Origin of the sequence: Burkholderia sp. 28_3 (genome assembly GCF_003253915.1) — a bacterium.
Taxonomy (GTDB): domain Bacteria; phylum Pseudomonadota; class Gammaproteobacteria; order Burkholderiales; family Burkholderiaceae; genus Burkholderia; species Burkholderia cenocepacia.
Genome location: NZ_QKZF01000035.1, coordinates 13,482 through 40,017, shown reverse-complemented (window position 1 = coordinate 40,017; position 26,536 = coordinate 13,482). Strand labels below are relative to the sequence as shown.

Sequence of the window (26,536 nt, the reverse complement as noted above, 5' to 3'; positions counted from 1 at the left end):
CTTTCGAGCAGCCCGCGGCTTTCCAGCAGCAGATACGCATGCAGCACCGTCGTGATGCTGATCCGGTGCTGCTGGCTCGCCTGCCGCACCGACGGCACACGGTCGCCGTGTCGATATACCCCTTGCCGAATGAGTCGCTCTACGTCGTTCGCAAATTTCTCGTAGAGCTTCATCCGCCTCGCCCCGCCAGCGATGAACCGGCCTGCGCCGCATGGGCGGCGCGGCCGCGCCGACGCACGAAGCCGGATAGCCGTCGCCGGGTGCGGGTGTCGCGGTTCGAACCTCGTCCGTTACCGAAATTGAAGGCGGATAGCAATGCGAATCTCATCAAGACAAGGTTCGGCATCCTACTGCGTCATTTCGGCGAATGTAAGTGACAGTTTGGCGGGGAAACGTCAAATCCGGCCGGCGTGGTGAACAGATGATGCGAAGGCGACGGCGCGGCCGCGCGCGATCGCACGGCAGCCGTTCGTCCGGCGCACGTCACGATGTATTGCGGTAGCAGAGGGAGCGGCGGTGAAGCGCAGCCCGGCCATGCGCGGGCCCGCTCGCCCTCACGCGTCGTCGACGTTGTCCGCGTAGTGGTCGATCGCGACCTTGCACTCGTCGAACACCACCGTCAGCAGCGCGACGTCGTTCGACTCGAGCCACTTGCGGATCTGCAGGAACTGGCTCGTGCCGAGATCGGCGAGGCGGCCCGGATCGTCGGTCGTCACGTCGACGCTCGCGATCGCGCGGTTGCCGGGCAGCGGCGATAGCGTCGCCGCGATGTCGAAGCGGCGGTACGATTGATCGATGCGCATGCGGTTCTCCCGGCTCGGTTCGAAAAGGGGTGGGCTCAGTCGAGCGTCTGGCGAAACACCTTGCCGCCGAATCCCGTCACGACGTTGTCGACCGAGAACGGCGTGTCCTCCTTCGCTTCGAGAATGACCGCGACGCTGCCGGGCACGAGCCGCGCCGCGACCGTCTCGACGAACGTGCCGTCGAGCAGCGCGTTGCCGGCCGCCTGCGCGAGAATGCCGGCGCCCGCGCCGGCCGCCATGCCGGTCACCACGCCGAGCGGCCCGGCGAGCAGGCCGAGCAAGCCGCCCGCGATCGCGCCGATTACCCCGCCCTTGAACGGCCGCGATTCGGCGTCGAGCACCGCGAGCTTGCCGTTCGCATCCTTCTCGACGACGACGCCGTTCTCGATGTGGAATCCTTCGTTCTTCTCCGACAGCGCGTCGAAATCGTTCGCGGCCTGACGAGCCGTCTCGACACTGCCGAACACGGCGACGATCAATTGCCTGGTCATGCGACACCTCGCTTGATTGAATGGTGGGGAAACCGCCGCACCGCGCACGACGCGCCGGGGTTCGCTTCGAATGCCGCCCGGGCCGCATTACTTGCGAGCATGCACGTCGTCCTCGACATCGTCGACGTCCGCCGGAAAGCGATGCTGGCCGAAGCTCAGGATCAGCACGCCGACCGCGAGCAGCACGATCCCGAAGGTCGTCATCAGCATGCGCTCGGGGCTGTCGGTCGCGCCGCGCAGGATCAGGTCGCGCGCGAGCGACGTCATCGCGATGAACAGCGGAAACCGCACCGGCAACCGGCCGAGCCGCAGGTAGCGCAGGTCCATCGCGAGCACTTCCAGATACAGGAACATCAACAGCAGGTCGGTCAGCGACACTTCGCCCGCGAGCACGACCTTCCACGCTTCCTGCGTCATCGCGAACGCGGTCGCCAGCCCGATCACGACGAGCCCGGCCAGCTCGGCCGCGTGAAGGAAATGGCCGAAGCGGCGACGGATGCGCTCGGCGGCCGTATCGGCGGATGCAGTGGACGTATTCAAGGTGTGAGCCGGTGTAGTGTCGTGGGCGCGGCGATCGATGCTCCGTCGCCGCAACGGGGGGTCTCGGGCAACGGAAAGCCCGCGACGGGCGAACGGGAACCCGTTGCGCACGCCTCTGCTCCGCTCGCGCCGGTCGCCTGCGCGACCGCGGACAGCGTGCGCCGGCAACACGCGTAAAACGCGACGCCGGCCTCGGTGCAGACGACATCGTCGCCCGCGCGCTCCAGCAACAACCGGCAGCCGAGATAGCGTTCGAGGCCGTCGAGCCGCGCGCCGACCTGCGCGACGTCGAGCTTCAGATCGGACGCCGCGCCGGACAGCCCGCCGTGCTCGACGATTGCACCGAAAATACGCATCGCTTCCAAAAGGTTCATCATGATGGCCGTCGTCGAGCGGAGCGAACCTAATCTACTGCACGCGACACGCACGCTCAAGAGCACAGCGCCGCGCGCGCCAGGAGTACAGCTGCGCGGGCGCCGCACAAAATCCGGCCCGGTTTGACCCATTCGAATGACAGATCGTCGATACGTGTTCCAAAGACCCGCCGAAGCTGCTAGATTGCATGCTCGACGACGTTACGCGGTGCGGGCAGCCCCACGCGCCGGGCGAACGCGCGGCCACCCCGTCCGCCTCCCCGTCGCGCCGGGAGCCGGCCGCCGCCGCTGCGGCCCGTTGCGCGATGCCCGCGCAACGTCCTTCATCCGGATGTCACAAAGAGAACCGTCGCATGACACAGTTCAACCGTTCGCCTTCGCGCGCCGCGGCTGCCGCGGCCCGTCCGTCCCGACATGACTGACCGGCAGGCCGCGATGCAGACCACTCCTCCCCCGCTCTCCCAGGCCGTTCACAGCACGATCACGCGCAGCGCGATCTTTCTCGTGGCGACGATCAATCCGGGCGCCGATCACGCCGACACGATCCGTTCGTGGTGCGGCGACATCGCCGCGCTGGTGCGCTCGGTCGGCAAGCGCGTGCCGGGCGGCAATCTCACCTGTGTGTGCGGCTTCGGCTCCGACGCATGGGATGCGCTGTTCGGCGAGCCGCGCCCCGCGTCGCTGCATCCGTTCCGGGAATTCGGCGCCGGCCAGCGCGTCGCGGTCGCGACGCCCGGCGACATCCTGCTGCACATCCGCGCCGAAGCGATGGACCTGTGCTTCGAACTCGCGACGCAACTGCTCGGCGCGCTCGGCGACGCGGTCACGGTCGTCGACGAGGTGCACGGCTTCCGCAATTTCGACCAGCGCGCGATGATCGGCTTCGTCGACGGCACCGAGAACCCGGAAGGCCGCGAGGCGGTCGACTTCACGGTGATCGGCGACGAAGACGCCGAATTCGCGGGCGGCAGCTACGTGCTCGTGCAGAAGTACCTGCACGACATGGCCGGCTGGAACGCGCTCGCGGTCGAGACGCAGGAGCGCATCATCGGCCGGACCAAGTTGTCCGACATCGAACTCCCGCCGGACGTGAAGCCGTCGTGCTCGCACAGCTCGCTGACCACGCTCGACGAGGACGGTCAGGAAGTGAAGATCCTGCGCGACAACATGCCGTTCGGGCGCCCGGGCGCCGGCGAATTCGGCACTTATTTCATCGGCTATGCGCGCTCGCCGGCGCCGATCGAGCAGATGCTCGAGAACATGTTCGTCGGCCGGCCGCCCGGCAACTACGACCGCCTGCTGGACTACAGCCGCGCGGTCACCGGCTCGCTGTTCTTCGTGCCGTCGGCCGACCTGCTCGAAGCGCTCGCCGACCGCCCGGCGCCGCCCGCCGAAGCCATCCAAACGGAATCCACGCCGTCCGCGCCTTCCGCCCCGCGTCGCGACGGCTCGCTGAACATCGGCTCGCTGAAAGGAACCCCGACCTATGAATAACCTGCACCGCGAACTCGCTCCGATCTCGTCGTCCGCCTGGGAACAAATCGAGGAGGAAGTGGCGCGCACCTTCAAGCGCTCGGTGGCCGGCCGCCGCGTCGTCGACGTCGACGGCCCCGAGGGCCCCGAACTGTCGGCCGTCGGCACCGGGCACCTGCTCGACGTCGCCGCGCCGCGCGAGCACGTGAACGCACGGTTGCGCGAAGTACGCACCATCGTCGAGCTGACGGTGCCGTTCGAGCTGAGCCGCGACGCGATCGACAGCGTCGAGCGCGGCGCGCGCGACGCCGACTGGCAGCCGGCGAAGGAAGCCGCGCAGCGGCTCGCATTCGCCGAAGACAACGCAATCTTCGACGGCTACCCGGCAGCCGGCATCGTCGGCATCCGCGAAGGCACGTCGAACCGCCGGCTCACGCTGCCGGCGGACGTCGGCGCATACCCGGACGCGATCAGCGACGCACTCGAAGCGCTGCGCCTCGCCGGCGTCGACGGCCCGTACTCGGTCGTGCTCGGTTCGGACGCGTACACCGCGCTCAGCGAAGCGCGCGACCAGGGCTATCCGGTCCTCGGCCATATCAAACGCATCGTCAGCGGCGAGATCATCTGGGCGCCGGCGATCAGCGGCGGCTGCGTGCTGTCCACGCGCGGCGGCGACTACGAGCTGCACCTCGGGGAAGACGTGTCGATCGGCTACACGAGCCACACCGACAAGAGCGTTCGCCTGTACCTGCGCGAGACCTTCACGTTCCTGATGCTGACGAGCGAAGCATCGGTGGCCGTGGCTCCGCAGGGCAACGCGGCCGCCTGAGCGCGGTTGCCCGCGCGCGATGCCCGGCCGGGCGTCGCGCGCGACGGCCGCACCGCCGGCCGCAGGCTCGTCGCCGATCCAGCCCATCTTGCATGGAGGATGTCATGAGCGAATCGAATGACGCATTACAGGCGCTGCAGGCGTCCGTCGCTTCCTTGAAGCAGACGGTCGACGCGAACGCAGGCAGCCAGGCCGGCGACACCGCCGTGCTGTTTACCGTCGTGTCGCTGATGCTGGCCGAACTGCCGCCCGACACGCGCAACCTGATCGAGGATTCGTTCTCCGTCTGGGCCAATGGTCTGCCGAATGCGGCACTCTCGTCCGACGTGAAGCAAATCGCCCGGCAACGGCTCGCGATGAACCTGTCGGACTGATCGCGGTTCGCGACGGTTGCGCGATGTCCGGCGCATCCCGTGCAACCCGTCCTCGCCTTCGCCGGCCCCCCGCCACGCATCGGCTGCGGTGCGTGCGGAGCCGGCCGTAACCGCCGCGCGCCCGCACCGCGTGTCGCACGCCGTCTTGCGTCCGGCCCCGCGTCCCGTCTCCCCGGTTCGCCGGCTGCCGGCGCCCTGCGCGCCGATGCCGCACCGCGCGCCGTTCGCGCGCCGCCCCTTCCCGTTCCCTTCCACCGCAGGCCGCATGCGCCGCGCACGCCCGCGCCGCGGCGCGCTTGCCCGTCTGTACTCCTTGTCGCCGGATCGCGCGCGCATGTGAGGGTGCAATTCACGGCCGGCCCGGCATGGAACTGTGTCTTGGATGGCCCGTGCCGATTCGCTATTTTGAACGCAGTCGAAGCGATGCCGTGGGCTCCTCGCAGCACCTGCGCTTCCCGCCCGGACCGCGACCGTGCGCCACGCCGGCGCGCGCCGCGCGAACGCACCGGTGCCGCACGCGCGCCGCCGCGGTGCGTGTCGTGCGTGTCGTGCGTGCGCGGTCGGAACGCGCGGGCGCCGCACCGCATCGGGCTTCACCCTTCGACCCACCTTCACCGACAGGAGCCAGACCACCATGCCCGCACTTTGCGATATCTGTCACGCCCGGCCGGCCGTCGCGCGCGCAACCGTGATGCAGGACGGCGAGCGCAAGACGATCTCGATCTGCGACTACCACTTCCGTCAGTTGATGCGGCATCAAAGCATGCTGAATCCGTTCGATTCGCTGCTGGGCGGTGGCGGCCCGTCGCTGTTCGGCGGGCTCGGCGACGAATCGCCGCTCGCCGCCGAGATTCCGCGCGAATCGGTCGACCCGACCGACGCGTTCAGCGAACAGACGCTCGAACTGCTGCAGCGCGCGGCCGAGAAGGCGCATGAACTGCGCCGCAGCGAACTCGATTCCGAGCACCTGCTGTACGCGCTCGCGGACACCGACGTCTGCGCCGCGCTGCTGAAGGAACTGAAGCTGTCGCCGCAGGACATCCGCGCGTACATCGACGAGCACGCGCACACCGGCACGGCCGACCCCGATGCGCCGCTCGACAAGCTGTCGATCTCGCCGCGCGTGAAGAAGGCCGTGCAGTACGCGTTCCAGGCGTCGCGCGATCTCGGCCACTCGTACATCGGCCCCGAACACCTGCTGATCGGGCTCGCGTCGGTGCCGGACAGCGTCGCCGGCACGCTGCTGAAGAAATACGGCGTGACGCCCGAGGCGCTGCGCCAGAAGGTCGTGAAGGTGGTCGGCAAGGGCGCGGAGGACGGCCGCGTCGATGCGCCGACCGGCACGCCGAACCTCGACAAGTTCGGCCGCGACCTGACCGCGATCGCGCGCCAGGGCAAGCTCGACCCGGTGCTCGGCCGCGCGCAGGAAATCGAGAGCACGATCGAGGTGCTCGCGCGCCGCAAGAAGAACAACCCGGTGCTGATCGGCGAGCCGGGCGTCGGCAAGACGGCGATCGTCGAAGGCCTCGCGCAGCGGATCGTCAACGGCGACGTGCCGGAGGTGCTGCGCGACAAGCGGCTCGTCGAGGTCAACATCAACTCGATGGTGGCCGGCGCGAAGTATCGCGGCGAATTCGAGGAACGCGCGAAGCAGCTGATCGACGAAGTGACCGCGAAGCAGGACGAACTGATCCTGTTCATCGACGAGCTGCACACGATCGTCGGCGCGGGCCAGGGCGGCGGCGAAGGCGGCCTCGACATCGCGAACGTGCTGAAGCCCGCGCTCGCGCGCGGCGAGCTGAGCCTGATCGGCGCGACGACGCTCAACGAATACCAGAAGTACATCGAGAAGGACGCCGCGCTCGAACGCCGGTTCCAGCCCGTGTTCGTGCCGGAGCCGAGCGTCGAGCAGACGATCGTGATCCTGCGCGGGCTGCGCGACAGCCTCGAGGCGCACCACCAGGTGACGTTCGCCGACGACGCGTTCGTCGCGGCTGCCGAATTCGCCGACCGCTACATCACGTCGCGCTTCCTGCCCGACAAGGCGATCGACCTGATCGACCAGGCCGCCGCGCGCGTGCGGATCGGCGCGACGTCGCGCCCGGTCGCCATTCAGGAAGGCGAAGCGCAGATCGCGCAACTGAAGCGCGAGCAGGACTATGCGACCTCGCGCAAGCGCTTCGACGAAGCGAAGCAGTTCGAGGAGCAGATCAACGCGAAGCAGAAGGCCGTCGACGAGATGATGGAGGCGTGGCAGCGCAAGACCGGCTCGGAGACGCTCGAGGTGACCGTCGAATCGGTGGCCGAGGTCGTGTCGCGGCTGACCGGCATCCCCGTGTCCGAACTCACGCAGGAAGAACGTCAGAAGCTGCTGAAGATGGAGGAGCAACTGCGCGAACGCGTGGTCGGCCAGAGCGATGCGGTGGTCGCCGTCAGCGATGCCGTGCGGCTGTCGCGCGCGGGGCTCGGCCAGACCCATCGGCCGATCGCGACGTTCCTGTTCCTCGGGCCGACGGGCGTCGGCAAGACCGAGCTCGCGAAAGCACTGGCCGAGACCGTGTTCGGCGACGAGCAGGCGATCATCCGCATCGACATGTCCGAATACATGGAGCGCCACGCGGTCGCGCGGCTGATCGGCGCGCCGCCCGGCTACGTCGGCTACGACGAAGGCGGCCAGCTCACCGAGCGCGTGCGGCGCCGCCCGTACAGCGTGATCCTGCTCGACGAGATCGAGAAGGCGCATCCGGACGTCTACAACGTGCTGCTGCAGGTGTTCGACGACGGGCGTCTCACCGACGGCAAGGGCCGCGTGGTCGATTTCAGCAACACGATCATCATCGCGACCAGCAACCTCGGCGCGGCGATCATCATGGACAACCTCACGCAGCCGGAAGCCGCGCGCAAGACCGACAAGGCGATCCGCGAGGAACTGATGCAGGTGCTCAAGGGGCACTTCCGTCCCGAGTTCCTGAACCGGATCGACGAGGTGATCGTCTTCCACGCGCTGTCGAAGGACAACATCCGTTCGATCGTGCAGATCCAGCTCGACCGCGTGGTGCGCACGGCCGCCGCGCAGGACATCACGCTCGTGATGGGCGACTCGCTCGTCGACCATCTGACCGAAGTCGGCTACCAGCCGGAGTTCGGCGCGCGCGAGCTGAAGCGCCAGATCCGCCAGACGATCGAGACGCGGCTCGCGAAGGAGATCCTCGCCGACCGGCTGAAGTCGGGCGACAAGTGCGAGGTCGACTACGACAAGGACAGCGACGAAGTGAAGTTCAACACGCTCGCCGCGCCGGAAGCGAAGGACGCGAAGCCGGACGCCGACGGCAAGGCCAAACCCAACGGCAAGGCCGCCAAGGCAGCAGCAGACGCGAAGCAGGACGACACGCCCGCCGACGCCCCGCCGCCCGCGGCGAAGCCCGGCAAGAAGTCGTCCGGCGCGAAGAAGGACGCACACTAAAACAACGCATGCCCTGCAACCCGGGGCATGCATGACCGGCTCCGTCCGCCGGACGGAGCCGCCCCACGCCGCGACACGGCGCAACCGAGCCACCCGCACCGGGCCCGGCTATTGGAGATTCACCATGACAAATCGACGCGAAGTGCCAGGCATCAGGAAATACGATGGGCCCGCCGGCGGTTGGGGCGCGCTTCGCGCGACAGCCGATGCGGTGCGCACGCAAATGGAAACCATCGAGGCGCCGATCGTGCTGATGCGGACCAACCAGCCCGACGGCTTCGACTGTCCCGGCTGCGCGTGGCCCGACAAGGAACACAAGTCGACGTTCCAGTTCTGCGAGAACGGCGCGAAGGCCGTCACGTGGGAAGCGACGACCAAGCGCGTGACGCCCGAGTTCTTCGCGGCGAACACCGTGTCGTCGCTGCTGCGCATGTCGGACTACGAACTGGAGAACATGGGCCGGCTCACGCATCCGCTCGTCTACGACCGCGCGACCGACACGTTCCGCGCGATCGAATGGGACGACGCGTTCGCGCGCATCGGCGAAGTGCTGCGCGCGCTGCCGCCCGAGCAGGTCGAGTTCTATACGTCGGGCCGCGCGTCGAACGAAGCCGCGTACCTGTACCAGCTGTTCGCGCGCGAGCTCGGCACCAACAACTTTCCCGACTGCTCGAACATGTGCCACGAACCGACCAGCGTCGGCCTGCCGCAGTCGATCGGTATCGGCAAGGGCACCGTGTCGCTGGAGGATTTCGACCACTGCGAGCTGATCATCTCGATCGGCCACAATCCCGGCACGAACCATCCGCGGATGATGGGCACGCTGCACGAGTGCGCGCGCCGCAACGTGCCGATCATCGTGTTCAACCCGCTGCGCGAACGCGCGCTCGAACGCTTCGCCGATCCGCAGGACATGATCGAGATGGCGTCGTTCGGCTCCACGCGGATCGCGTCGACGTACTACCAGGTCGACGCGGGCGGCGACGCGGCCGCGCTGAAAGGCATCATGAAGGCGCTGCTGAAACTCGAAGCCGAGCAAGGCAACGTGCTCGACCGCGACTTCATCGCGCAGCACACCAACGGCTTCGACGCATTCTCGGCCGATCTCGAGGCGACGTCGTGGGACGACATCGAACGCGCGAGCGGCTTGAGCCAGGCGCAGCTCGAACAGGTCGCGCTCGCGTATGCGAAGTCGAACGCGACGATCGTCACGTACGGGATGGGCGTCACGCAGCACAACAAGGGCACGGCGACCGTGCGCCTGATCGCCGACCTGCTGCTGATGCGCGGCAACATCGGCAAGCCGGGCGCCGGCGTGTGTCCGCTGCGCGGCCATTCGAACGTGCAGGGCAACCGCACGGTCGGCATCACCGAGAAGCCGTCGGCCGAATTCCTGAAGAAGATCGAGGACGTGTGCGGCTTCACGCCGCCCGCGCAGCACGGGCACGACGCCGTGCAGGCGATGCAGGCGATGATCGACGGCACCGCGAAGGCGCTGCTGTGCCTCGGCGGCAACTTCGCGGTCGCGCTGCCCGACCCCGAGGTGTCGTTCCCGGCGATGGCGAAGCTCGACCTGAGCGTGCATCTCGGCACGAAGCTGAACCGTTCGCACCTGCTGGTCGGCAAGGAAACCTTCATCCTGCCGGTGCTCGGCCGCACCGAGCTCGACATGCAGGCCACCGGCCGGCAGTCGATCACCGTCGAGGATTCGATGTCGATGGTCCATGCGTCGGCCGGCAAGCTCAAGCCCGCGTCGGACCAGTTGCGCTCGGAGCCCGCGATCGTCGCGGGCATCGCCCATGCGACGCTGCCGAACAGCAAGGTCGCGTGGCTCGACCTGATCGCCGACTACGACCGCATCCGCGACCTGATCGACAAGACGGTGTCCGGCTTCGAGGCGTTCAACGAGCGGATCCGCACGCCGGGCGGCTTCCGGCTGCCGCTGCCGCCCACCGAGCGCGTGTGGCCGACGCCGACCGGCAAGGCGATGTTCTCGGTCTACAAGGGCGTGAAGGAGGACGCGGACGTGCTCGGCGCCGAGCAGGTGTTGCGGCTGATCACGCTGCGCAGCCACGACCAGTACAACACGACGATCTACGGCCTCGACGATCGCTATCGCGGCGTATTCGGCCGGCGCGACGTGCTGTTCATGAACGCGGCCGATCTCGCGAAGTACGGGCTCGAACACGGCGACCTCGTCGACATCGAGACGGTGACCGCGTCGGGCCGTACGCTGCGCCTCGAAAAGATCACCGCGATCGAGTACGACATCGCGCCGGGCTCGGTCGGGGCGTACTATCCGGAAGCGAACGTGCTCGTACCGCTCGACTACATCGACAAGGAAAGCGGCACGCCGTCGTACAAGTCGGTGCCGGTGCGCGTCGCGCGCTCGGCGGTGGTCTGATGCCGCGGCAGGCCTGCACCCTGTAGTCCGGCGCTGGCCTGCCCGGTTCCTTCCGCTGCTCGCCGCCGCGTCGCAACCGACGCGGCGGCCCCCTTCCTTACCGCGCCGCCGTCGGCGGCAGGTGCGCGCCGCCCTGCCGGCGCCGATATGCGCTGTCGCGCGTCGCGAGCCAGTAGTACAGCGGCGACGTCAGCAGCAGGCCGACGAGCCACGACAGGTCCGCGCCGCCCAGATGCGCGGGAATCGGACCCGCATACATCGGCGTGTTCATGAACGGGATCTGCACGACGATACCGATCGCATACGCGAGCAGCGCCTGCGGATTGAAGCGGCCGTAGATTCCGCCGTCCGCCATGAAGATCGACTGGATGTCGTACTTGCCCTTGTGGATCACGTAGAAGTCGATCAGGTTGATCGCCGTCCACGGCACCAGTACGACCAGCAGCGCGAGCACCAGATCGACGAGGTTGCCGACGAAGTTCGTCGATGCGCCGATCGCCGCGTAGCAGCATGCGACGAAGATCACGACCGACACCACCGCGCGCGCCTTCGCGGTCGGAATCCACTTGTACGCGAACGTCTGTACCGACGTGATCACCGCGAGCACCGCGCCGTACAGGTTCAGCGCGTTGTGGCTGATCACGCTCAGCAGGAACAGCACGAGCATCAGCGGGCCGAGCGGGCCGGTCGCCTGCTTGACCGCGTCCATCGTGTCCGCGCCGGCCGGCACCGCGAGCACCGCCACCGCGCCGAAGATGAACGCGAGCGTCGAGCCGAGCGTGCAGCCGAGATAGGTCGCCCAGAACGTCGACGCGACGCCGACGTTCTCCGGCAGATAGCGCGAATAGTCCGACACGTACGGCGCGAACGCGATCTGCCACAGCGCCGACAGCGACACCGTCGCGAGCCAGCCCGCGAAGTCGAAGCCGCCGCGCGTCAGGAAATCGGCGGTGCTCACGTGCGACAGGATCATCCAGAAGCCGACGGCGATGCCGATGCCGAGCACCCACGTGCCGATGCGGTTCAGGATGTGGATGAACCGGTAGCCGACGATCCCGATCAGCCCCGAGCCCACCGCGCCGATCACGATGCCGACCGGAACCGGCACCGACGATGCGATGCCGTGCACCGACTTGCCGGCGAGCACGATGTTCGACGCGAAGAAGCCGACGTACATCACGGCCGCGATCACCGTCACGAGCAGCGCGCCCCACGAGCCGAACTGCGCGCGGCTCTGGATCATCTGCGGGATGCCCATCTGCGGCCCCTGCGCCGAATGCAGCGCCATCAGCACGCCGCCGACCGCCTGGCCGACGACGATCGCGACGATGCCCCACATCAGGTTCAGGTGGAACATCTGCACGCCGAGCGCGCCGGTCACGATCGGCAGCGGCGCGATGTTGCCGCCGAACCAGAGCGTGAACAGGTCGCGCACCTTGCCGTGGCGTTCCGCAGGCGGCACATAGCCGATCGTGTGCTTCTCTATCATCGGGGACGCATTGCGTTCCGCGTTCGTCATGGTGATGTCTCCTGTCCTGCGCGGCGATGCGCGCGTGCCGTTTCCGCCGGCGCGCGTCGGGGTGCGCGCCGGCAATCGGGTCCGGATGCGCGAGCGACGCCGCGCCGCGTGCACACGCGGCCGGGTCGGCGAGGCGAACGATGCGCGGCAGGCGGGGACGGATGACCGCCTCCGCCTGCACGCGCGGCCTCGCCGCGATCCAGGTTGGCGACGATGGTGCGCCACGTGCATCGGGACCGGAAAATACTAAAAATATTTCCGCGACATACGAAAAAGCTCTGCAGCGGAAATTTCGGCGCGGAACGACTTCAGGTAAGGTGCCAGGGTCTGTTTCCCTACGGAACGCGCATGCGCCCGCGGCGGCACGCCGGGGCCGGGCATCAGAGGTGCTTGTGGCTCACTACACTTTGCGGCAACTGAAATACTTCATCACGACGGTCGAATCCGGCAGCGTCGCCGAGGCCTCGCGCCAGCTCTTCATCGCGCAGCCGTCGATTTCCAGCGCGATCAAGGGGCTCGAAGAGAGCTTCGGCGTGAAGCTGTTCATCCGCCACCACGCGCAGGGCGTGTCGCTGACGCCGAGCGGCACGCGCTTCTACCGGAAAGCGCAGGAACTGCTGCGCATCGCGCACGAGTTCGAACAGAACGCGCTCGCCGACAACGACGTGATCACCGGGCAGATCGACATCGGCTGCTTCGAGACGGTCGCGCCGCTCTATCTGCCGCAACTGATCGCCGGTTTTCGCGAGCGCTACCCGGGCGTGAACATCCGGCTGCGCGACGGCGACCAGCAGGAACTCGTGCAGGGACTGACGTCCGGCACCTTCGATCTCGCGCTGATGTACGACCACGATCTGGACGGCACGATCGAAACCGAGCCGCTGATGCCGCCGCAGCAGCCGTACGTGCTGCTGCCGGAGAACCACCGGTTCGCGGGCCAGACGCACGTGTCGCTGCGCGACCTGTGCGTCGAGCCGATGATCCTGCTCGACGTGCAACCGAGCCGCACGTACTTCGTGAGCCTGTTTCATGAACTCGGGCTCACGCCGAACATCGTGTTCGGCTCGCCGTCGATCGAGATGGTGCGCGGAATGGTCGGCCAGGGCTTCGGGTTCTCGCTGCTCGTCACGCGCCCGCATTCCGACTATACGTACGACGGCCAGCGCGTCGTGACGATCGCCCTCAGTGAAACCGTCAGCCCGTCCGGGCTCGTGAGCGCACGGCTGAAGCGCGGCCAGCTCACCAAGCAGGCGCAGTCGTTCGTCGATTTCTGCCGCGAACGGCTCGCGCAGATCGTCGCGCAATCGGCACAATCGGCGCGATAAGGACGACAGGATCGCGAGCGGGAACAGGACCACGCACGCGCCGCCGGATGCGGTGCGTGCGTGTCGGCCGCACGTTCAGGCGTCGGAAGCGAGATACGCGGCCAGGCGGCCCAGCATCGCGTCGCATCCGTGCAGCTGGTCGAGCGTGACGAACTCGTCGGGCTTGTGCCCCTGCTCCATGCTGCCCGGCCCGCACACCACGGTCGGAATGCCGGCCTGCCCGAACAGCCCGCCCTCGGTGCCGAACGCCACCGTGCCGAACGCATCGGAGCCGCTCAGCAGCGCGAGCACGCGTGCGGCCTCGCTGTCCGGCGCGGTCGCCAGCCCCGGATACGCGCCGAGCGGCTGCAACCGGATGTCGGTATCGGGCTGCACCGCGCGCATCTTCGGCAACAGTTCGGATTCCGCATAGTCCTGCAGCTTTCTCGGCACGTCGTGCGCATCGAAATCCGGCAGCGCACGCACCTCGAAATCGAATTCGCATTCGGCCGGCACGATGTTCAGCGCGCGGCCGCCCTTGATCAGCCCGGCCTGCACGGTCGAGAACGGCGGATCGAAGCGGCGGTCGTGATGCTCGGGCCGTGCGAGCGCCGCGCCGATCTCGCCGAGCCGGCCGATCAGCTTCGCCGCGTAGTCGATCGCATTGACGCCCGACGGCGCGTAAGCCGAGTGGCACGCGGCGCCCTTCACGTGGCAGCGCATCGCGAGCTTGCCCTTGTGACCGAGCACCGGCTTCAGTTCGGTCGGCTCGCCGATCACGCACAGCCGCGGACGATGTTCGCGCACGGCCAGTTGGTCGAGCATCGGCCGCACGCCGAGACAACCGACTTCCTCGTCGTACGAGAACGCCAGATGCACGGGCAGGCCCAGCGGCCGTGAAACGAACGCCGGAACGGCCGCGAGCGCCGACGCGATGAAGCCCTTCATGTCGGCCGTGCCGCGACCGTACAGGCGGCCGTCGCGCTCGGTCAGCCGGAACGGCTCGACCGTCCACGCCTGCCCGTCGACCGGCACCACGTCGGTATGGCCCGACAGCGCGACGCCGCCGCGATCGCACGGGCCGATCGTCGCGTACAGGCTCGCCTTCGTGCGCTCCGCGTTGTAGAACAGTTCGCTCGCCACACCGAACCCGGCGAGATAGTCGCGGATGAAGCCGATCATCTCGAGGTTCGAATCGCGGCTGACCGTCGCGAAGCCGATCAGCCGTTCGAGCAGCGCGCGGCTCGACGGATCACTCATCGCCCGGCACTCCGTAGCTCGGCGCGGCGGTCGGATTCAGCGCGCGCGTCTGGTAGTCCTGCATCTGCGGCCGATACGCGCGCCACAACGCATCGAGCTGCCCGATCGGATCGGCGTCGGCCCAGTCGACGCGCAGGTCGACGATCGGCCAGATCACGTCGCCCGCCACCTTCAACGCGGCCGAATGCACCGGCCCGGCCTCGCCGCCGGCCGCCATCGCCGCGTGCATCGCGGCCAGCAGGCGATCCGCGAGCAGCCCGGGCGCCTGCTCGAAGGCCCGCACCATCGCGTCGACCACGGTCGGCGCGGCGAGCAGGTTGCCGGCCGCCACGCACTGCTCGCCCTGCACCGCGTGATGCGTGCCGAGCGCCTCCTTGCCGGTGAAGCAGGCGGTCTGCCCCTGCCCGTCGATCACCGTGACCTGCCGGTACTGGCTCCAGCCGTTCGCGCTCAACGCGCGGTCGAGCGCCGCGGCGGGCGTCAGCGGGTCGTGCTCGATCAGGTCGAGGATCTGGGGCCCGAGCGCCGGCAGCGTGATGTTCTGCGTCGCGACGGCGCCGACGCCCGCGCGCACCCACGGGCAGCGCGCGCCCACCGCGATGCTCGACGAGCTGATCGCGATCCCGAGCTGGCCCGTTTCCGGGCAGCGCCCGACGATGGAGAAAGTCATGTCGCCTCCTATGCGCGGTTCGGCTGCCGGTTGTCGGGGATCACCGCGATCACGTCGATCTCCATCAGCCACTGCGGCTGGCCGAGCGCGGAGACGACGAGCCCCGTCGAGATCGGGTAGACGCCTTTCAGCCACTTGCCGACTTCCTGGTACACGGGTTCGCGATAACGCGGGTCGATCAGGTAGGTCGTCGTCTTCACGATGTGCGTGATGTCGCTGCCGGCTTCCTCGAGCAATTGCTTGACGTTCTTCATCGCCTGCTCGGCCTGCGCGCGCGCGTCGCCGAGGCCGATCAGGTTGCCGTCGAAATCGGTGCCGACCTGGCCGCGCACGTAGACGGTGTTGCCGGCCCGCACGGCCTGGCACAGGTCGTTGTCGAGCGTCTGGTTCGGGTAGGTATCCCGGGTGTTGAACATGCGGATACGCGTATGGGTGGGCTGGCTCATCGAGGTCCTTCGAGTGTCGGTGGGTTGCCCGCCGCGCCGGAAGCAATCGCGGCGCGGCGGGATGTGTCGGGGATCAGTTCGCCGCTTCGGCGAGCGGGCGGGCGTCGGGCCGTGCCGCTTGCGCGGCCGCGCGGTGCTGCGACGCGTCGTGGTACGCGAGGTACTTGCGCTGCGTGACGATGTGATCGGCGATGTGTTTCGCGTCGTGCCACACGCCCCAGATGAAGCTCGAGCCGCGCCGCGACAGCCACGGCAGCCCGAGAAAATAGATGCCGGGCTCCTTCGACACGCCGCGCTGGTGCTGCGGCTTGCCGTCCGGCCCGAACGCGTCGACGTTCAGCCAGCCGTAGTCGACGGCATAGCCCGTCGCCCAGACGATCGACGCGATGCCGGCGCCGGCGAGGTCGAGTGCGAGGATCGGATGCGCGACGCATTCGGGATTCGGCAGGATGCGCCGCGCGTCCGGCTCTTCCGGCAGGTCTAGGCCGTTGCGTGCCGCATACGCGTCGGCCGCGTCGAGCAGCGCCAGGTAGTTCTCGTCGCCGCGCGCGAGATTGATCGCGAGATCGCGCTCGAACACCGCCACGCCGCCGTCGAACGACCTCGTCAGCCCGACCAGCGTCACGCCCTGGTTCGCCAGTGCGCGGAAATCGACCGTATGGCCGCCGCGCGCGCCGCTCACCGCGATCGTCACGTGCTCGCGGCCGGGCGTCGCGACTTCCTTGTCCCATTCGCCGAGCACGCCGAGCCACCAGCAGAAGTCGCGGCCGCGATACGCGCGCGGCGGACGATCGTGCGGCCCGACCGACAGGTACACCTGCCGCCCCGCGCGCTGCAGCTCGTCGGCGATCTGCACGCCCGACGAACCGGCGCCGACCACCAGCACCGCGCCCGCCGGAAGCTGACCGGGGTTGCGATAGTCGGCGGAATGGATCTGCACGAGGCGCGCATCGTCCGGCGCGATCGGCGGAATCACCGGGCGCTGGAACGGCCCCGTCGCGACCACCACGCGGTTCGCCTCGATCGTGCCGTCCGACGTCTCGACGACGAAGCCCGGCTTGCCCGTGTTGCGCACGACGTGCTTCACTTCGACGCCGGTACGGATCGGCGCGTTGAACTTGCGTGCATACGCTTCGAAGTAGTCCGCGACCTGGTCTTTCGACGCGAACGCGTCGGGATCGAGGCCGTCGAATTCGAGCCCCGGGAAACGGTCGTGCCACGCGGGGCCGTTCGCGACCAGCGAATCCCAGCGTCCGGTGCGCCAGCGTTCGGCGATGCGGCTGCGCTCCAGCACGAGATGGGGCACGCCCAGCTTGCCCAGATGTTCGCTCATGGCCACGCCGGCCTGCCCGGCGCCGACGACGAGCGTATCGATTGAGGTTGTTTCGACTGCCACGGCTGTCTCCTTCTGAAGTGCGGCTCATGCGACGCGCGTGTCGCTGCGTGAGCTGGAATGGAGACATTCTGCGGACAGGGCGGCTGGCGCGAAATGAGGTTTTTTGTTGGTGTTGACGAGCAAAAAGCTGGGGCGGGAGGCGGTGGCGCGCAGCGTGCAAGCAGGTAGCCGAAGCGCAATGCCGGTCGGGAACGGTTCGACACGAGCGCATGGGTGCGCCAAAAAATCCGATGTCCCGACGCAGCCGAACCGATCGTCGACGCGCCCCACCGGTATGTCACCGGCTCGTGCCGACTACACGTTGGTCCACCCGTCGGTGCCCTTCCGATACGCCATCACGCCACCATGGATTCGCACCCGCAGATTGCCGTCCGGCACCTGCACCCACTCGAACATGTCGAGACTCTGCATCAGCGCGGCGAAGAAATCCTGCACCTCCTGCGACTCGTTGGCCTGCCAGACGTCGATACGCCCGAGGCACGCACGCATGTCGCCGCTCTGCTGCATGATCGTCTCGACCTGCCCGGCGACATTCGCCGCCGTGTCGTAGACCTTCGTGCCGTCGGGGCCGACGATCGACAGATGGATGCCGCGCACCATCGTCGGCTGACCCGGCGTCTGCTCGACGAGCGCGATGCAGCTCGTCATCGCGCCGAAATCGATTTCCGTCGCATCTCCCCATTGGCGCTCGCCGACCGCCAGCGGCGCGGGACCGTTTACGTGCTGAATGATGTAGGACATGGGTTCCTCACATGATTGGACTGGACTGCCGGTAGCAGGCCGCGACGTGTTCGACGAAGAACGCGCGTCGCGCCTGCCGCTCACATCCCGCATCGGGCCGGGCGGCCCGGCGGGTCGTGTCGATCGATGCGTTGCCGCCACTCGCGCGACAGGCGATCGCCCGCGACGTTCGTGATCGACGTCGCGCCCTACGTGCCCTTCTTGTCCAGCAACGCCTGATACTTCTGCAGGCTCTCGTCGATCCTGTCGAGCGCGACGCTCGCGGCCTCGCCTTCGATCGCCTCCGCGGCGCCCGCGACGACCGCCGCGGTCGCGACGAACAGGTCCGTCAACAGCAGGCCCACCGCATCCATCGCCATGCCTTTCACGTCCTCGTCGATGGTCTTCTGCGCCAGGTCCTTCATCAGCACGCTCTTGCCCGCGATCGCCAGCGACGTCGACGCCTCGAAGTAGTTGGCCGCCGCCTGCGCGACCATGCCGCCCGCCTGCGTGATCATCATGTTCGGGCCGACGGCGATCTGCGTCGTCGCGTAGGACGCAGCCTCCGCGTTGATCGCCTGCACGGTCTGCAGCGCCGAGTGGGCGGACCCTCTCGCGCCCGCGATCTGGTCCGGCGCCTTCAGCGCATCGGTGAACCTGCGCAGCCGGTTGGTCGGCCACGCGCGCGTGCCGGCTGCCGAAGCAGCGGCGTGCGGCGCGACATCGGCCGGCGTCGTTGCTTCGGCTGCGGCGGATGTGGCGGCTGCTGCGTCCGCGGTGCCGTCCGGCGCTTGCGTCGCGCCGTCTGCGCGGCCGCCCAAAAGACCTTTCATGTTCATTATTCAGATATCCTGATAACGTCGCATCCTAGTGCGTGGAGCCCGTCGGCGGCCCGCCCGCCGCGGGCAGTGACGCGCCGCCCGATGCCGGCTTCGGCGACGCTTCGACGGACAGGATCATGGCCACCGCCTTCGACACCACGGCGTTCGAGATCTGGTTCAGCGCCGCCTGCTGCTGGGTCATGTTCTGCGCCGAGATGCCGACGGCCTGGCTGAACATCTGGTACAGCATGCCCAGCGCCTGGGCCGGCGATCCCGCGACGACGTTGACGTTGGTCTGCGTCAGCGCATCGGTAATCTGCTCATTGACTTTGTCTGCCACGAGGCCTCCTCGGATCTCGGCTCCGGCATGCGATTGAAGGAACGGGCGGGCCGGCAGGCCATCGACGCCGCGCATGCCGTTAGGAACGCTGCGTGCCGGCATTCGTGAACGCGCTCACGCGAGTTCCTCGCGCAACTTCTTGCGCAGCAGCTCGACCCGTTTTCTGGCGAGCGGCTCGTTGATCCCGAGCGTCTCGGCGATGTGCAGATAAGGCCGGTCCTCCTCGAACTTCAGCGTGAACAGCATCTGCTGCTGCGGGGACAGCATGGACAGCGCCTGCTCGAGGCGCAGCAGCTGTTGCCGCAGCAGCAGTTGCTGCTCCACCGACGGCGCGTGGCCGGCCAGCTCGACGGCGTGATCGTCGTCCCAGCCCGGGTCGAATTCGAGCATGCCGCTTTCGCGCAGACGGCGGCGCGCGCCATCGAGGAACGCGTGATTCAGCGCCAGAAAGAGAAAGCCCGTCAGGTTCCGGACGCGCTCGGGCGAGCGCTGCAGATAAATGTGGACCTTGAGTGCGGTATCGGAAAGCAGTTCGTCGGCACGGTGAATATCACCCTTGCACAACAGGCGCGCGCGGCGCCGCAATTTTCCCTGCATTTCCCGCCACGTGCGGTCGAGCTGCTGCGCCGGAGACTCGGGCGGCGGGGCAGCGTGCTGGTTCGAGGTTGTCATCCCGTGTCTTCCTTTTTTATGGAAAACACAGAATCGATTCGACGCCGGGAATGGCGCTGTTACCCGTGTAACACCGATATAACGATAATCGGTTTCAGTAAATTTTCTTGATTATTATGAACGGAAATTTTAATTCACCGGCATAGCCCGATCCGTCGTTTCAGGTGCGTCGCCGGGCCTGACCGGATAACGGCATTGCGATGAACAAGCACGACTCCCGCCGCGATGCGCCCGTGCGCCGGCATGCGGCTTCCCCTGTCGGTCGAACAAGCGCGCTTGCCGCCAAAACACGGCCCCGTCCGGACCGCTTGCCGATTATTTCGATACTTTCATTATTCATTTTTCACGCAATGCCAAAGGCAGCGTTTTTCGCTAGGTGGCTGCATCGTCAAACAACCTCGCGCGGAAAACATGCCTGCCCTTGCTAACGCTCAAACGCTGCGCAATATACCGATACTCGCCGATCTTCCGGAGAGCCTGCTCGCGCACATCGAGCGGCACGTCGCGCCCTGGCCGGAACACGGCAATCGCCTGTTGTTCTTCAAGGGCGATCCGGGAGATTTCGTCGCGTTCGTGCACCGCGGCCGCGTCTACAAGACGCTGCACGAACCCGGCGGACGCGAGATCATTCTCGGTCACGCGATGCCGGGCGACCTCATCGGCGAGAACACGCTGATTCGCGCGCACCGGCGCAGCTTCACCGCCCAGTTGAGCCCCGACTGTCGCATTTCGCTGCTGCATCGCCAGCACTTCGCGCCGCTGCAGGCCAACGCGGAATTCATGGCGCGCATCCACGAGCAGCTGTGCCGGCACATTCACCAGTTGAGCGACTTCGTCGAGTCGGCATGCCTGTACCGGCTCGAAGCACGGCTCGCGCGCCATCTGCTGAACCGCATGCAAGGAAACGATCTCGAGGTGCCGCTGCCGGAGAACCAGAGCATCCTCGCCGCGATGCTCAACGTCAGCCGGCCGCGACTGAACAGCAGCCTGCAGAAGATGCAGCGCGACGGCCTGATCCGGCTACACGAACACGGTGTGACGATCGAGAAACCGGAGCAGCTCCGGACCATCGTCGCCGCCAATTGATGCCCCGGCAAGCGCGTGCGCCGGGCAGCGCCGCCATGCGGGCATGGTTGCGCGCGCCGGATTGCGCGGCGCGCGGTGAAGGTCAGCCGCGCCCGTGGCCGATGGCGTTCATCAACTGAGCGACGGCGGCCAGTTGCGAGACGAAGTTGTCGTTCGCGGACCGCGCCGCGCTGGCCAGCGCTACCGGCGAGCCGGCATAGAGCTGCATGATGCCGACGGTCGTGGCGGCGAGGTTCGATGCCGCCTGGTTCGCCTGCATCTGCACCGCGTTGTGAAGCAGGATCGCGGACGCGTGGCTGTTGGACTGCATGAGCGTGCCCAACGCCACGGCGGGCGCTTCGCCCACTACCTTGACGTTGGCTTGCGTGACTGCATCGGTCGTCGCGTGGGAAACCTGTTCCGGCATGTCTTGGCTCCTGGTTGGCTCGCCGCCGCGGCGCGGTCGTGGCGAGCGCATGAGTGGGTCGGCCGGCGCCGGCGCTACGTGACGGGGTGTCCGCCGTCACGTGCGTCGACACGATGTCGGGCGCCGGGCGGCAGCCACCGCGATCGGGGCCACCGCCCGACGCCGACGCCGGGCTACGCGTCAGGCCAGCGCCTTGCCGAGCGCGAGCACGTCGGCCAGCACGGACAGCACGCCGTTCGAGCCGATTTCCGTCGCGGCCGCGCCGGCGCTCGCCGGCCCGAGCGTGTACAGCTGCATCGTGCCCACGTTCGTCGAGGTCGGCAGCTGCACCGCGGACTGCGACTGCTGCTGCACGGCGTTCTCGAACAGCACGCTGAGCGAATGGCTCTGGGCCTGGTACAGCGAGCCCGTGGCCATCGCGGGCGCCTCGCCGACCACCTTGACGTTGGTCTGCGTGACCGCGTCGGTGATCGCGGCGTTGACCGCACACGTCTTGCAGGGGTCCTTCGCGTCGTTTGTGTCATTTGCCATCGTATTTCTCCTGTTTCGCGAACGGGCTGCGCATCGAATCGGCGCTGCCCGCTCCGTCGTTTGCTCCGGAACACCGCACGGCACCGTGGGTCAGGCGCCGGCGGCCATGCTGCGAATCCGCGCCGCGGCGGCGGGATCGGCGGCGCGTGCCGCGGCCGCCGCCGCTTCAACCACGGCGCTGCGATGACGCCTTACGGCCGGGCCACCGCCTTCCCGATCGCGATCACGTCGGCCAGAATGGAAATGATCCCGTTCGCGCCGATTTCCGTGGCGGCCGCGCCCGCGCTTTCCGGCCCGATCGTGTAGAGCTGCATCGTCCCCACGTTCGTCGACGTTTGCGACTGGATCGCGGCCTGCGACTGCTGCTGCACCGCGTTCTCGAACAGGATGCTCAGCGAATGGCTCTGGGCCTGGTACAGCGAGCCCATCGCCATCGCCGGCGCTTCCGCGACCACCTTGACGTTGACCTGTGTGACCGCATCGGTAATCGCGGGATTGACCTGGCACACTTGACACGTATCAGCCATTTGTTGCTCCTTGGTTCACGTAGTTGAGAGGTCGCACATCGGGGCCGGCCGGTTCCGCGTTCGGTCGCATGACCCGCGTGCTACTCCATGGACGCTCGGCCGACGGTGTCGTGAACGGCAGCGGCAGGTTCGGATCGTTCAACCGGGCCGGTGTCGATGCGCCGCAACCGGTCCTCCATTGCGTCGAACCTGGCCGCGAGCCGTTCGGCGAGCGCATCGCCGTATTGGCGGAAGCACGTTTCGATTTCCTGCCGGATCAGGCCCGTCAGCTGTTCGCCGATCATCGTCAGCGCCTCGCGGGTGCTGTCCTGAATCTCCGCCGCGCCGGCAGCCTGCGCGTCGCCCGCCGCCTCGTGCGCGTCGAGCACGCCCGCTACTTTCCGCTGCTCCGACGCCAGCATGCCGAGGGTCGTCTCGTTCTGCGTGTCGATCGTCTGCAGGATGCCGCGCATCTTCTCGTACGCCTTTTGCTGGTTGAGCTGCAGAAAATGCTTGATCTGTTCGCGCGCCTCGCGCCGGGTTTTCAACTGCGGCAAGGACGGATTCGCGGTGCTCGCCGGCGTGGCCGGGCCGGCGGCGGACGCCGACGGGTGCCCCTGGCTGCTCGGCAGCCGCTCCAGCAGCGCCTGTTCTTCGCCCGGCTCGAGCGGCCGGCCCAGACGCTTCTCCGCGAACTGGCGCAGCAGGGGGTCGAGTGTGTCGTTGCTCATGGCTCACACCTCCTCGAGGGACGCCCCGGCACGGGGACGCGAGGGTCGGGTTCGGATGGACGCCGCGCCACGGCGGCCTGATCGGCGTGCTGCAATGGATATCGCATGGGGTTCTCCGGGAAAGGAAGGTGCGACGGCCCGGCCGGAAATTTCGGCGGACCGCTGCAGGGACGAACCATGCGACGTGTCTGTGAAATCGGGAACGGGGCCGGCGCGCCGGCCGCGCCCGTTCCCGACAATTCTTGACTGTGTCCGGCCTGTTGAACTGGTAGGATGCCGGTCGCCTCGACGCGGGCAGCCGGCACGACCTCTCAACCGTCCCCTTTTTCACGCCCCGCGGCTGGTAAACTTCGCGCTCGGCCCGGACGACCCGGGCCCCGGACAGCATCCCAGTCCCGTAAAACCCGTCATACCTCGGCCTCGCCCCGCGCGAGCCGTTGCAGTAACCGTTGGAGTGGCGCACCCCGCGCCTGCAAGCATGAAGAAATCGAAGCAGCCCACCCATCCCCGCGACAAAGACCGCACGCCGTTCGTCCGCGCCGGCGCATTGCTGCTGATGGCCGGCCTGCTGTACCTGCTGTGGCCGTCCGCCGAAACCGCGTACCTCGCGATGGAGTCGGTGATCCGCTGACGCACGCGTCCTGCCGCGCACTGCGCTATACTGGCGCGATGGAAACCCGACCTGCCTCGCCGATCGTGCATTGCTGGTGGCGCGCCTGACCCAGGCGGCCCGTTTCCTTTTGCATGTCCCAAACGTGATGCCGCCAGCCATGGCGGCATTTGCGTTTCTGCGCCGAGACCATGGCTGGCGGCTTCGACAACCCGGAGCCCACGACGACCATGACGCACCCCACCCGCCCGATCATCCTCACCGGCGACCGCACGACCGGCCCGCTGCACCTCGGCCACTACATCGGCTCGCTGCGCGCCCGCGTGCAGATGCAGCACGAGGCGACGCAATTCCTGCTGCTCGCCGACACGCAGGCGCTCACCGACAACATGGGCCGCCGCCAGCGCGTGACCGAAAACGTGATCGAGGTCGCGCTCGACTACCTCGCCGTCGGCATCGATCCGGCGATCTCGACGATCGTCGTGCAGTCGCAGGTGCCCGAACTCGCCGAGCTGTCGCAATACCTGCTCAACCTCGTCACGGTCGCGCGCCTCGAGCGCAATCCGACCATCAAGGAAGAAATCCGCCTGCGCGGGTTCGAGCGCGACATCCCGGCCGGCTTCCTGACCTACCCGGTGAGCCAGGCAGCCGACATCACCGCGTTCAAGGCGACCCACGTGCCGGTCGGGGACGATCAGTTGCCGATGATCGAGCAGACCAACGAGCTCGTGCGTCGCTTCAACGCGACCGTCGAGCAGCCGGTGCTGGTCGAATGCGAGGCCGTGCTGTCATCGGTCACGCGGCTGCCCGGCATCGACGGCAAGGCGAAGATGAGCAAGTCGCTCGGCAACGCGATCACGCTCGGCTCGACGCCGGACGAGATCGCGCAGGCCGTGAAGGACATGTACACGGACCCGAATCACCTGCGCGTGAGCGACCCCGGCCAAGTGGAGGGCAACGTCGTGTTCACGTTCCTCGATGCGTTCGAGCCGGACGTGGCGAAGGTCGACGAGCTGAAGGCCCACTATCGCCGCGGCGGCCTCGGCGACAGCGTCGTCAAGCGCGTGCTGAACGAGCGGCTGCAGGCGCTGATCGAGCCGATCCGCGCGCGCCGCCGTGAGTTCGAAGCCGACAAGGCCGAAGTCATGGCGATCCTGAAGCGCGGCACGCTGCATGCGCGGGAAGTGGCGGGGGCGACGCTCGCAGAGGTGAAGGGAGCGATGGGGTTGACGTATTTCGGTTGAGCGATGCCGTCACGGCCGCTCACGCTCCGGCGCCGGCCGCCGCATGACAGACGGCCTCGACCCGGTTGCCGGCCGGATCGACCAGAAAGGCCGCGTAGTAGTCGGCGTGGTACTGCGGCCGCAACCCGGGTTCGCCGTCGGACTGGCCGCCTGTCGCGAGGCCGGCCTCGAAAAACGCATGCACCTGCTCGCGGGAAGTCGCCTTGAAACACCAGTGCCGCTTGCTCGCACCGATTTCGGCGGGATCCAGATACACCGCCAGAAAGGTCGACCCCGGATCATTCGCGCTGCAACGTTCGCCGTAACCGAGCGCATTGGGCCGGTCATAGACCTTGGTCGCGCCCAGCGCAGCCATGACGGCATCGTAGAAGGGGCGTGCCTGGTCGATATCCGGCACGCCGATCGACACGTGATCGAGCAGTTGCATGGTGTGGGCTCCATTGAACGAGCAAGAGTCTACACACCCGTCATCGCTCCGGCCGATCAACCTTACAGACGACTACACTAACGCCCCGCAGCCTACGTGATCTGATACGTCGACGCGGGCACGAATTCCTCCGGCATCGGCCGATCCCCGAGTTCCAGCACCGACCGCTCGATCGTACGCGTCATCGCATCGAGCGCGAGCGCATTCGGCGCGAGGCCGAACGGCTCGGCCACTTCGTTCGCGATCGCTTCGAGCGCGATCAGCGTATACGCAATGAACACGCAGATCAGCGGCGTGAAGAACTCCGTCGAATCGACGAGCCCGAACGGCAGCAGCACGCAATACGCATACACGGTGCGATGCAGCAGCACGCTGTACGAAAACGGGATCGGCGTCGACAGGATGCGCTCGCACCCTCCGACCGACTTGCCGAGCTCGTCGAGTTGCGTCTCGAACATCCAGCAGGTCGCGTCGCTGCCCGGCGCGCGGCCCAGCGCACGGACGATGCCGCCGCGCAGTTCGTCGAGGATCGCGACCGGCTTGTAGCATTTGCCGCCGAGCGCGGCCGTACGCTCCGCGCCGAGAATGCGCTGCAGGTCCGCGGTCGGATCGGTATGGCGCAGCTGGTGCTTCAGCGCATACGCGAGCGCGATCAGCAGATCGGCGAGCCGGTTGCGCTCGGCGTCGCTCACGCTGTCGGGCAGGTAGCGATGCAGTTGCGACGTCACGGTGCGCGCGGCGATCAGCAGGTTGCCCCACAGATGCCGCGCTTCCTTGAAGCGCTCGAAGCTCGCGTTGTTGCGAAACCCGAGGAAGATCGCGAGCGCGAGCCCGAACAGCGTGAACGGCGCGGTGTTGAGCGGAATCTTCTCGCCGAAGATGCGCCCGTTCGTGAAGACCGCCAGCGTGCTGACGATCGCCATGAACACGAGCTGCGGAATGATCGATTGCAGCACGGAGCCGTTCCATACGAACAGCATCCTGAGCCAGTTCTGTCGTGGTCTGACGATCATGATGTTTTCTCGACTGCCAAGGAAATGCGCAACCCGTTGCGCCCGCACCCGATGCGCAACGGCCCGCGCGTGGCGGGCCGCTT

29 protein-coding genes are annotated in these 26,536 nt (G+C 67.5%); 9 read left to right on the top strand and 20 right to left on the bottom strand.

What is annotated here, in order from left to right; translation table 11 throughout:
* From DFS13_RS36830 to DFS13_RS36810, 5 genes are all read right to left on the bottom strand, one after another.
* Window positions 1-173: GntR family transcriptional regulator (locus DFS13_RS36830; RefSeq protein WP_124673894.1), on the bottom strand; the 173-nt coding region annotated here is incomplete at its 3' end.
* 381 nt (window positions 174-554) lie between these two features.
* Complete coding sequence (locus DFS13_RS36825) at window positions 555-803, bottom strand: hypothetical protein (protein WP_006498393.1); 249 nt, start codon at window positions 801-803, stop codon at window positions 555-557.
* Window positions 804-838: 35 nt separating this feature from the next.
* Window positions 839-1,294, bottom strand: a complete 456-nt coding sequence (locus tag DFS13_RS36820; RefSeq protein WP_060264101.1) for a DUF1269 domain-containing protein — start codon at window positions 1,292-1,294, stop codon at window positions 839-841.
* Window positions 1,295-1,381: 87 nt separating this feature from the next.
* Window positions 1,382-1,834, bottom strand: coding sequence for a phosphate-starvation-inducible protein PsiE (locus tag DFS13_RS36815; RefSeq protein WP_006498395.1), 453 nt, complete (start codon window positions 1,832-1,834; stop codon window positions 1,382-1,384).
* The gene (locus tag DFS13_RS36810; RefSeq protein ID WP_034204043.1) at window positions 1,831-2,208 is read right to left on the bottom strand and encodes a LysR family transcriptional regulator; all 378 of its coding nucleotides are present in this window, start codon (window positions 2,206-2,208) and stop codon (window positions 1,831-1,833) included. Before DFS13_RS36810 ends, DFS13_RS36815 begins: the two co-directional genes overlap by 4 nt.
* A 414-nt stretch (window positions 2,209-2,622) precedes the next feature.
* Between DFS13_RS36810 and DFS13_RS36800 the strand changes: the two genes are divergently transcribed.
* The 5 genes from DFS13_RS36800 to DFS13_RS36780 all read left to right on the top strand — a co-directional run bounded on the left by DFS13_RS36800 (window position 2,623) and on the right by DFS13_RS36780 (window position 10,751).
* Entirely contained in the window at window positions 2,623-3,702 is a 1,080-nt protein-coding gene (locus tag DFS13_RS36800) for a Dyp-type peroxidase (RefSeq protein ID WP_006498397.1), read from the top strand.
* A complete protein-coding gene (locus DFS13_RS36795) occupies window positions 3,695-4,510 on the top strand; it encodes a family 1 encapsulin nanocompartment shell protein (RefSeq protein ID WP_006498398.1) in 816 nt (271 codons plus the stop codon). Before DFS13_RS36800 ends, DFS13_RS36795 begins: the two co-directional genes overlap by 8 nt.
* Window positions 4,511-4,614: 104 nt before the next feature.
* Window positions 4,615-4,884: a hypothetical protein gene (locus tag DFS13_RS36790; RefSeq protein ID WP_006498399.1), complete on the top strand. Its 270-nt coding sequence runs from the start codon at window positions 4,615-4,617 to the stop codon at window positions 4,882-4,884.
* A gap of 634 nt (window positions 4,885-5,518) precedes the next feature.
* Window positions 5,519-8,347, top strand: a complete 2,829-nt coding sequence (locus DFS13_RS36785; protein WP_060264095.1) for an ATP-dependent Clp protease ATP-binding subunit — start codon at window positions 5,519-5,521, stop codon at window positions 8,345-8,347.
* 124 nt (window positions 8,348-8,471) lie between these two features.
* Window positions 8,472-10,751: an FdhF/YdeP family oxidoreductase gene (locus DFS13_RS36780; RefSeq protein ID WP_058903695.1), complete on the top strand. Its 2,280-nt coding sequence runs from the start codon at window positions 8,472-8,474 to the stop codon at window positions 10,749-10,751.
* 97 nt (window positions 10,752-10,848) lie between these two features.
* Here DFS13_RS36780 and DFS13_RS36775 read toward each other — a convergent pair whose 3' ends face one another.
* A complete protein-coding gene (locus DFS13_RS36775; RefSeq protein WP_048989242.1) occupies window positions 10,849-12,270 on the bottom strand; it encodes a cytosine permease in 1,422 nt (473 codons plus the stop codon).
* 392 nt (window positions 12,271-12,662) lie between these two features.
* Between DFS13_RS36775 and DFS13_RS36770 the strand changes: the two genes are divergently transcribed.
* Complete coding sequence (locus tag DFS13_RS36770; protein ID WP_034203656.1) at window positions 12,663-13,595, top strand: LysR substrate-binding domain-containing protein; 933 nt, start codon at window positions 12,663-12,665, stop codon at window positions 13,593-13,595.
* A 75-nt stretch (window positions 13,596-13,670) separates the two neighbouring features.
* Here the strand turns inward: DFS13_RS36770 and argE are convergent, their stop codons facing one another.
* The 8 genes from argE to DFS13_RS36730 form a co-directional block, all read right to left on the bottom strand.
* Complete coding sequence (argE, locus tag DFS13_RS36765) at window positions 13,671-14,834, bottom strand: acetylornithine deacetylase (RefSeq protein WP_006498406.1); 1,164 nt, start codon at window positions 14,832-14,834, stop codon at window positions 13,671-13,673.
* A complete protein-coding gene (locus DFS13_RS36760) occupies window positions 14,827-15,504 on the bottom strand; it encodes a DUF1028 domain-containing protein (protein WP_111442807.1) in 678 nt (225 codons plus the stop codon). The genes argE and DFS13_RS36760 overlap by 8 nt, the downstream gene beginning before the upstream one ends.
* Before the next feature lie 8 nt (window positions 15,505-15,512).
* The gene (locus DFS13_RS36755; RefSeq protein ID WP_006498408.1) at window positions 15,513-15,950 is read right to left on the bottom strand and encodes a RidA family protein; all 438 of its coding nucleotides are present in this window, start codon (window positions 15,948-15,950) and stop codon (window positions 15,513-15,515) included.
* Window positions 15,951-16,023: 73 nt separating this feature from the next.
* Window positions 16,024-17,346 (bottom strand): NAD(P)/FAD-dependent oxidoreductase, encoded by a 1,323-nt coding sequence (locus DFS13_RS36750; protein ID WP_006498409.1) that lies wholly within the window; start codon window positions 17,344-17,346, stop codon window positions 16,024-16,026.
* 294 nt (window positions 17,347-17,640) lie between these two features.
* Window positions 17,641-18,087, bottom strand: coding sequence for a hypothetical protein (locus tag DFS13_RS36745; protein ID WP_006498410.1), 447 nt, complete (start codon window positions 18,085-18,087; stop codon window positions 17,641-17,643).
* Between the two features lie 188 nt (window positions 18,088-18,275).
* A complete protein-coding gene (locus tag DFS13_RS36740; RefSeq protein WP_226244867.1) occupies window positions 18,276-18,899 on the bottom strand; it encodes a hypothetical protein in 624 nt (207 codons plus the stop codon).
* Between the two features lie 34 nt (window positions 18,900-18,933).
* Entirely contained in the window at window positions 18,934-19,227 is a 294-nt protein-coding gene (locus DFS13_RS36735; protein ID WP_006498412.1) for a RebB family R body protein, read from the bottom strand.
* Between the two features lie 114 nt (window positions 19,228-19,341).
* Window positions 19,342-19,899 (bottom strand): RNA polymerase sigma factor, encoded by a 558-nt coding sequence (locus DFS13_RS36730; RefSeq protein WP_006498413.1) that lies wholly within the window; start codon window positions 19,897-19,899, stop codon window positions 19,342-19,344.
* Window positions 19,900-20,310: 411 nt separating this feature from the next.
* On the opposite strand from DFS13_RS36730, the gene DFS13_RS36725 reads away from it, so the two are divergent.
* Window positions 20,311-20,985: a Crp/Fnr family transcriptional regulator gene (locus DFS13_RS36725; protein ID WP_111442806.1), complete on the top strand. Its 675-nt coding sequence runs from the start codon at window positions 20,311-20,313 to the stop codon at window positions 20,983-20,985.
* An 82-nt stretch (window positions 20,986-21,067) separates the two neighbouring features.
* On the opposite strand, the gene DFS13_RS36720 is transcribed toward DFS13_RS36725, so the two are convergent.
* The 4 genes from DFS13_RS36720 to DFS13_RS36705 form a co-directional block, all read right to left on the bottom strand.
* The gene (locus DFS13_RS36720) at window positions 21,068-21,391 is read right to left on the bottom strand and encodes a RebB family R body protein (protein WP_111442805.1); all 324 of its coding nucleotides are present in this window, start codon (window positions 21,389-21,391) and stop codon (window positions 21,068-21,070) included.
* Window positions 21,392-21,571: 180 nt separating this feature from the next.
* A complete protein-coding gene (locus tag DFS13_RS36715) occupies window positions 21,572-21,922 on the bottom strand; it encodes a RebB family R body protein (protein ID WP_006498416.1) in 351 nt (116 codons plus the stop codon).
* Window positions 21,923-22,113: 191 nt separating this feature from the next.
* Window positions 22,114-22,449, bottom strand: a complete 336-nt coding sequence (locus tag DFS13_RS36710; protein WP_006498417.1) for a RebB family R body protein — start codon at window positions 22,447-22,449, stop codon at window positions 22,114-22,116.
* Between the two features lie 80 nt (window positions 22,450-22,529).
* On the bottom strand, window positions 22,530-23,159 hold the full coding sequence (locus DFS13_RS36705) for a hypothetical protein (protein WP_034203663.1): 630 nt from the start codon (window positions 23,157-23,159) through the stop codon (window positions 22,530-22,532).
* Between the two features lie 478 nt (window positions 23,160-23,637).
* Here DFS13_RS36705 and DFS13_RS40500 point away from each other — a divergent pair, with 478 nt between their 5' ends.
* The gene (locus DFS13_RS40500) at window positions 23,638-23,790 is read left to right on the top strand and encodes a hypothetical protein (RefSeq protein WP_006498419.1); all 153 of its coding nucleotides are present in this window, start codon (window positions 23,638-23,640) and stop codon (window positions 23,788-23,790) included.
* Window positions 23,791-23,999: 209 nt separating this feature from the next.
* The gene (gene trpS, locus DFS13_RS36700; protein WP_034204044.1) at window positions 24,000-25,013 is read left to right on the top strand and encodes a tryptophan--tRNA ligase; all 1,014 of its coding nucleotides are present in this window, start codon (window positions 24,000-24,002) and stop codon (window positions 25,011-25,013) included.
* A gap of 19 nt (window positions 25,014-25,032) precedes the next feature.
* Here the strand turns inward: trpS and DFS13_RS36695 are convergent, their stop codons facing one another.
* Window positions 25,033-25,440 carry a VOC family protein gene (locus DFS13_RS36695; protein WP_034203664.1) on the bottom strand — a complete coding sequence of 136 codons (408 nt, stop codon included), beginning with the start codon at window positions 25,438-25,440 and terminating at the stop codon, window positions 25,033-25,035.
* A 92-nt stretch (window positions 25,441-25,532) separates the two neighbouring features.
* The gene (locus DFS13_RS36690; protein WP_034203665.1) at window positions 25,533-26,453 is read right to left on the bottom strand and encodes a bestrophin family protein; all 921 of its coding nucleotides are present in this window, start codon (window positions 26,451-26,453) and stop codon (window positions 25,533-25,535) included.
* Window positions 26,454-26,536: the final 83 nt, after the last annotated feature.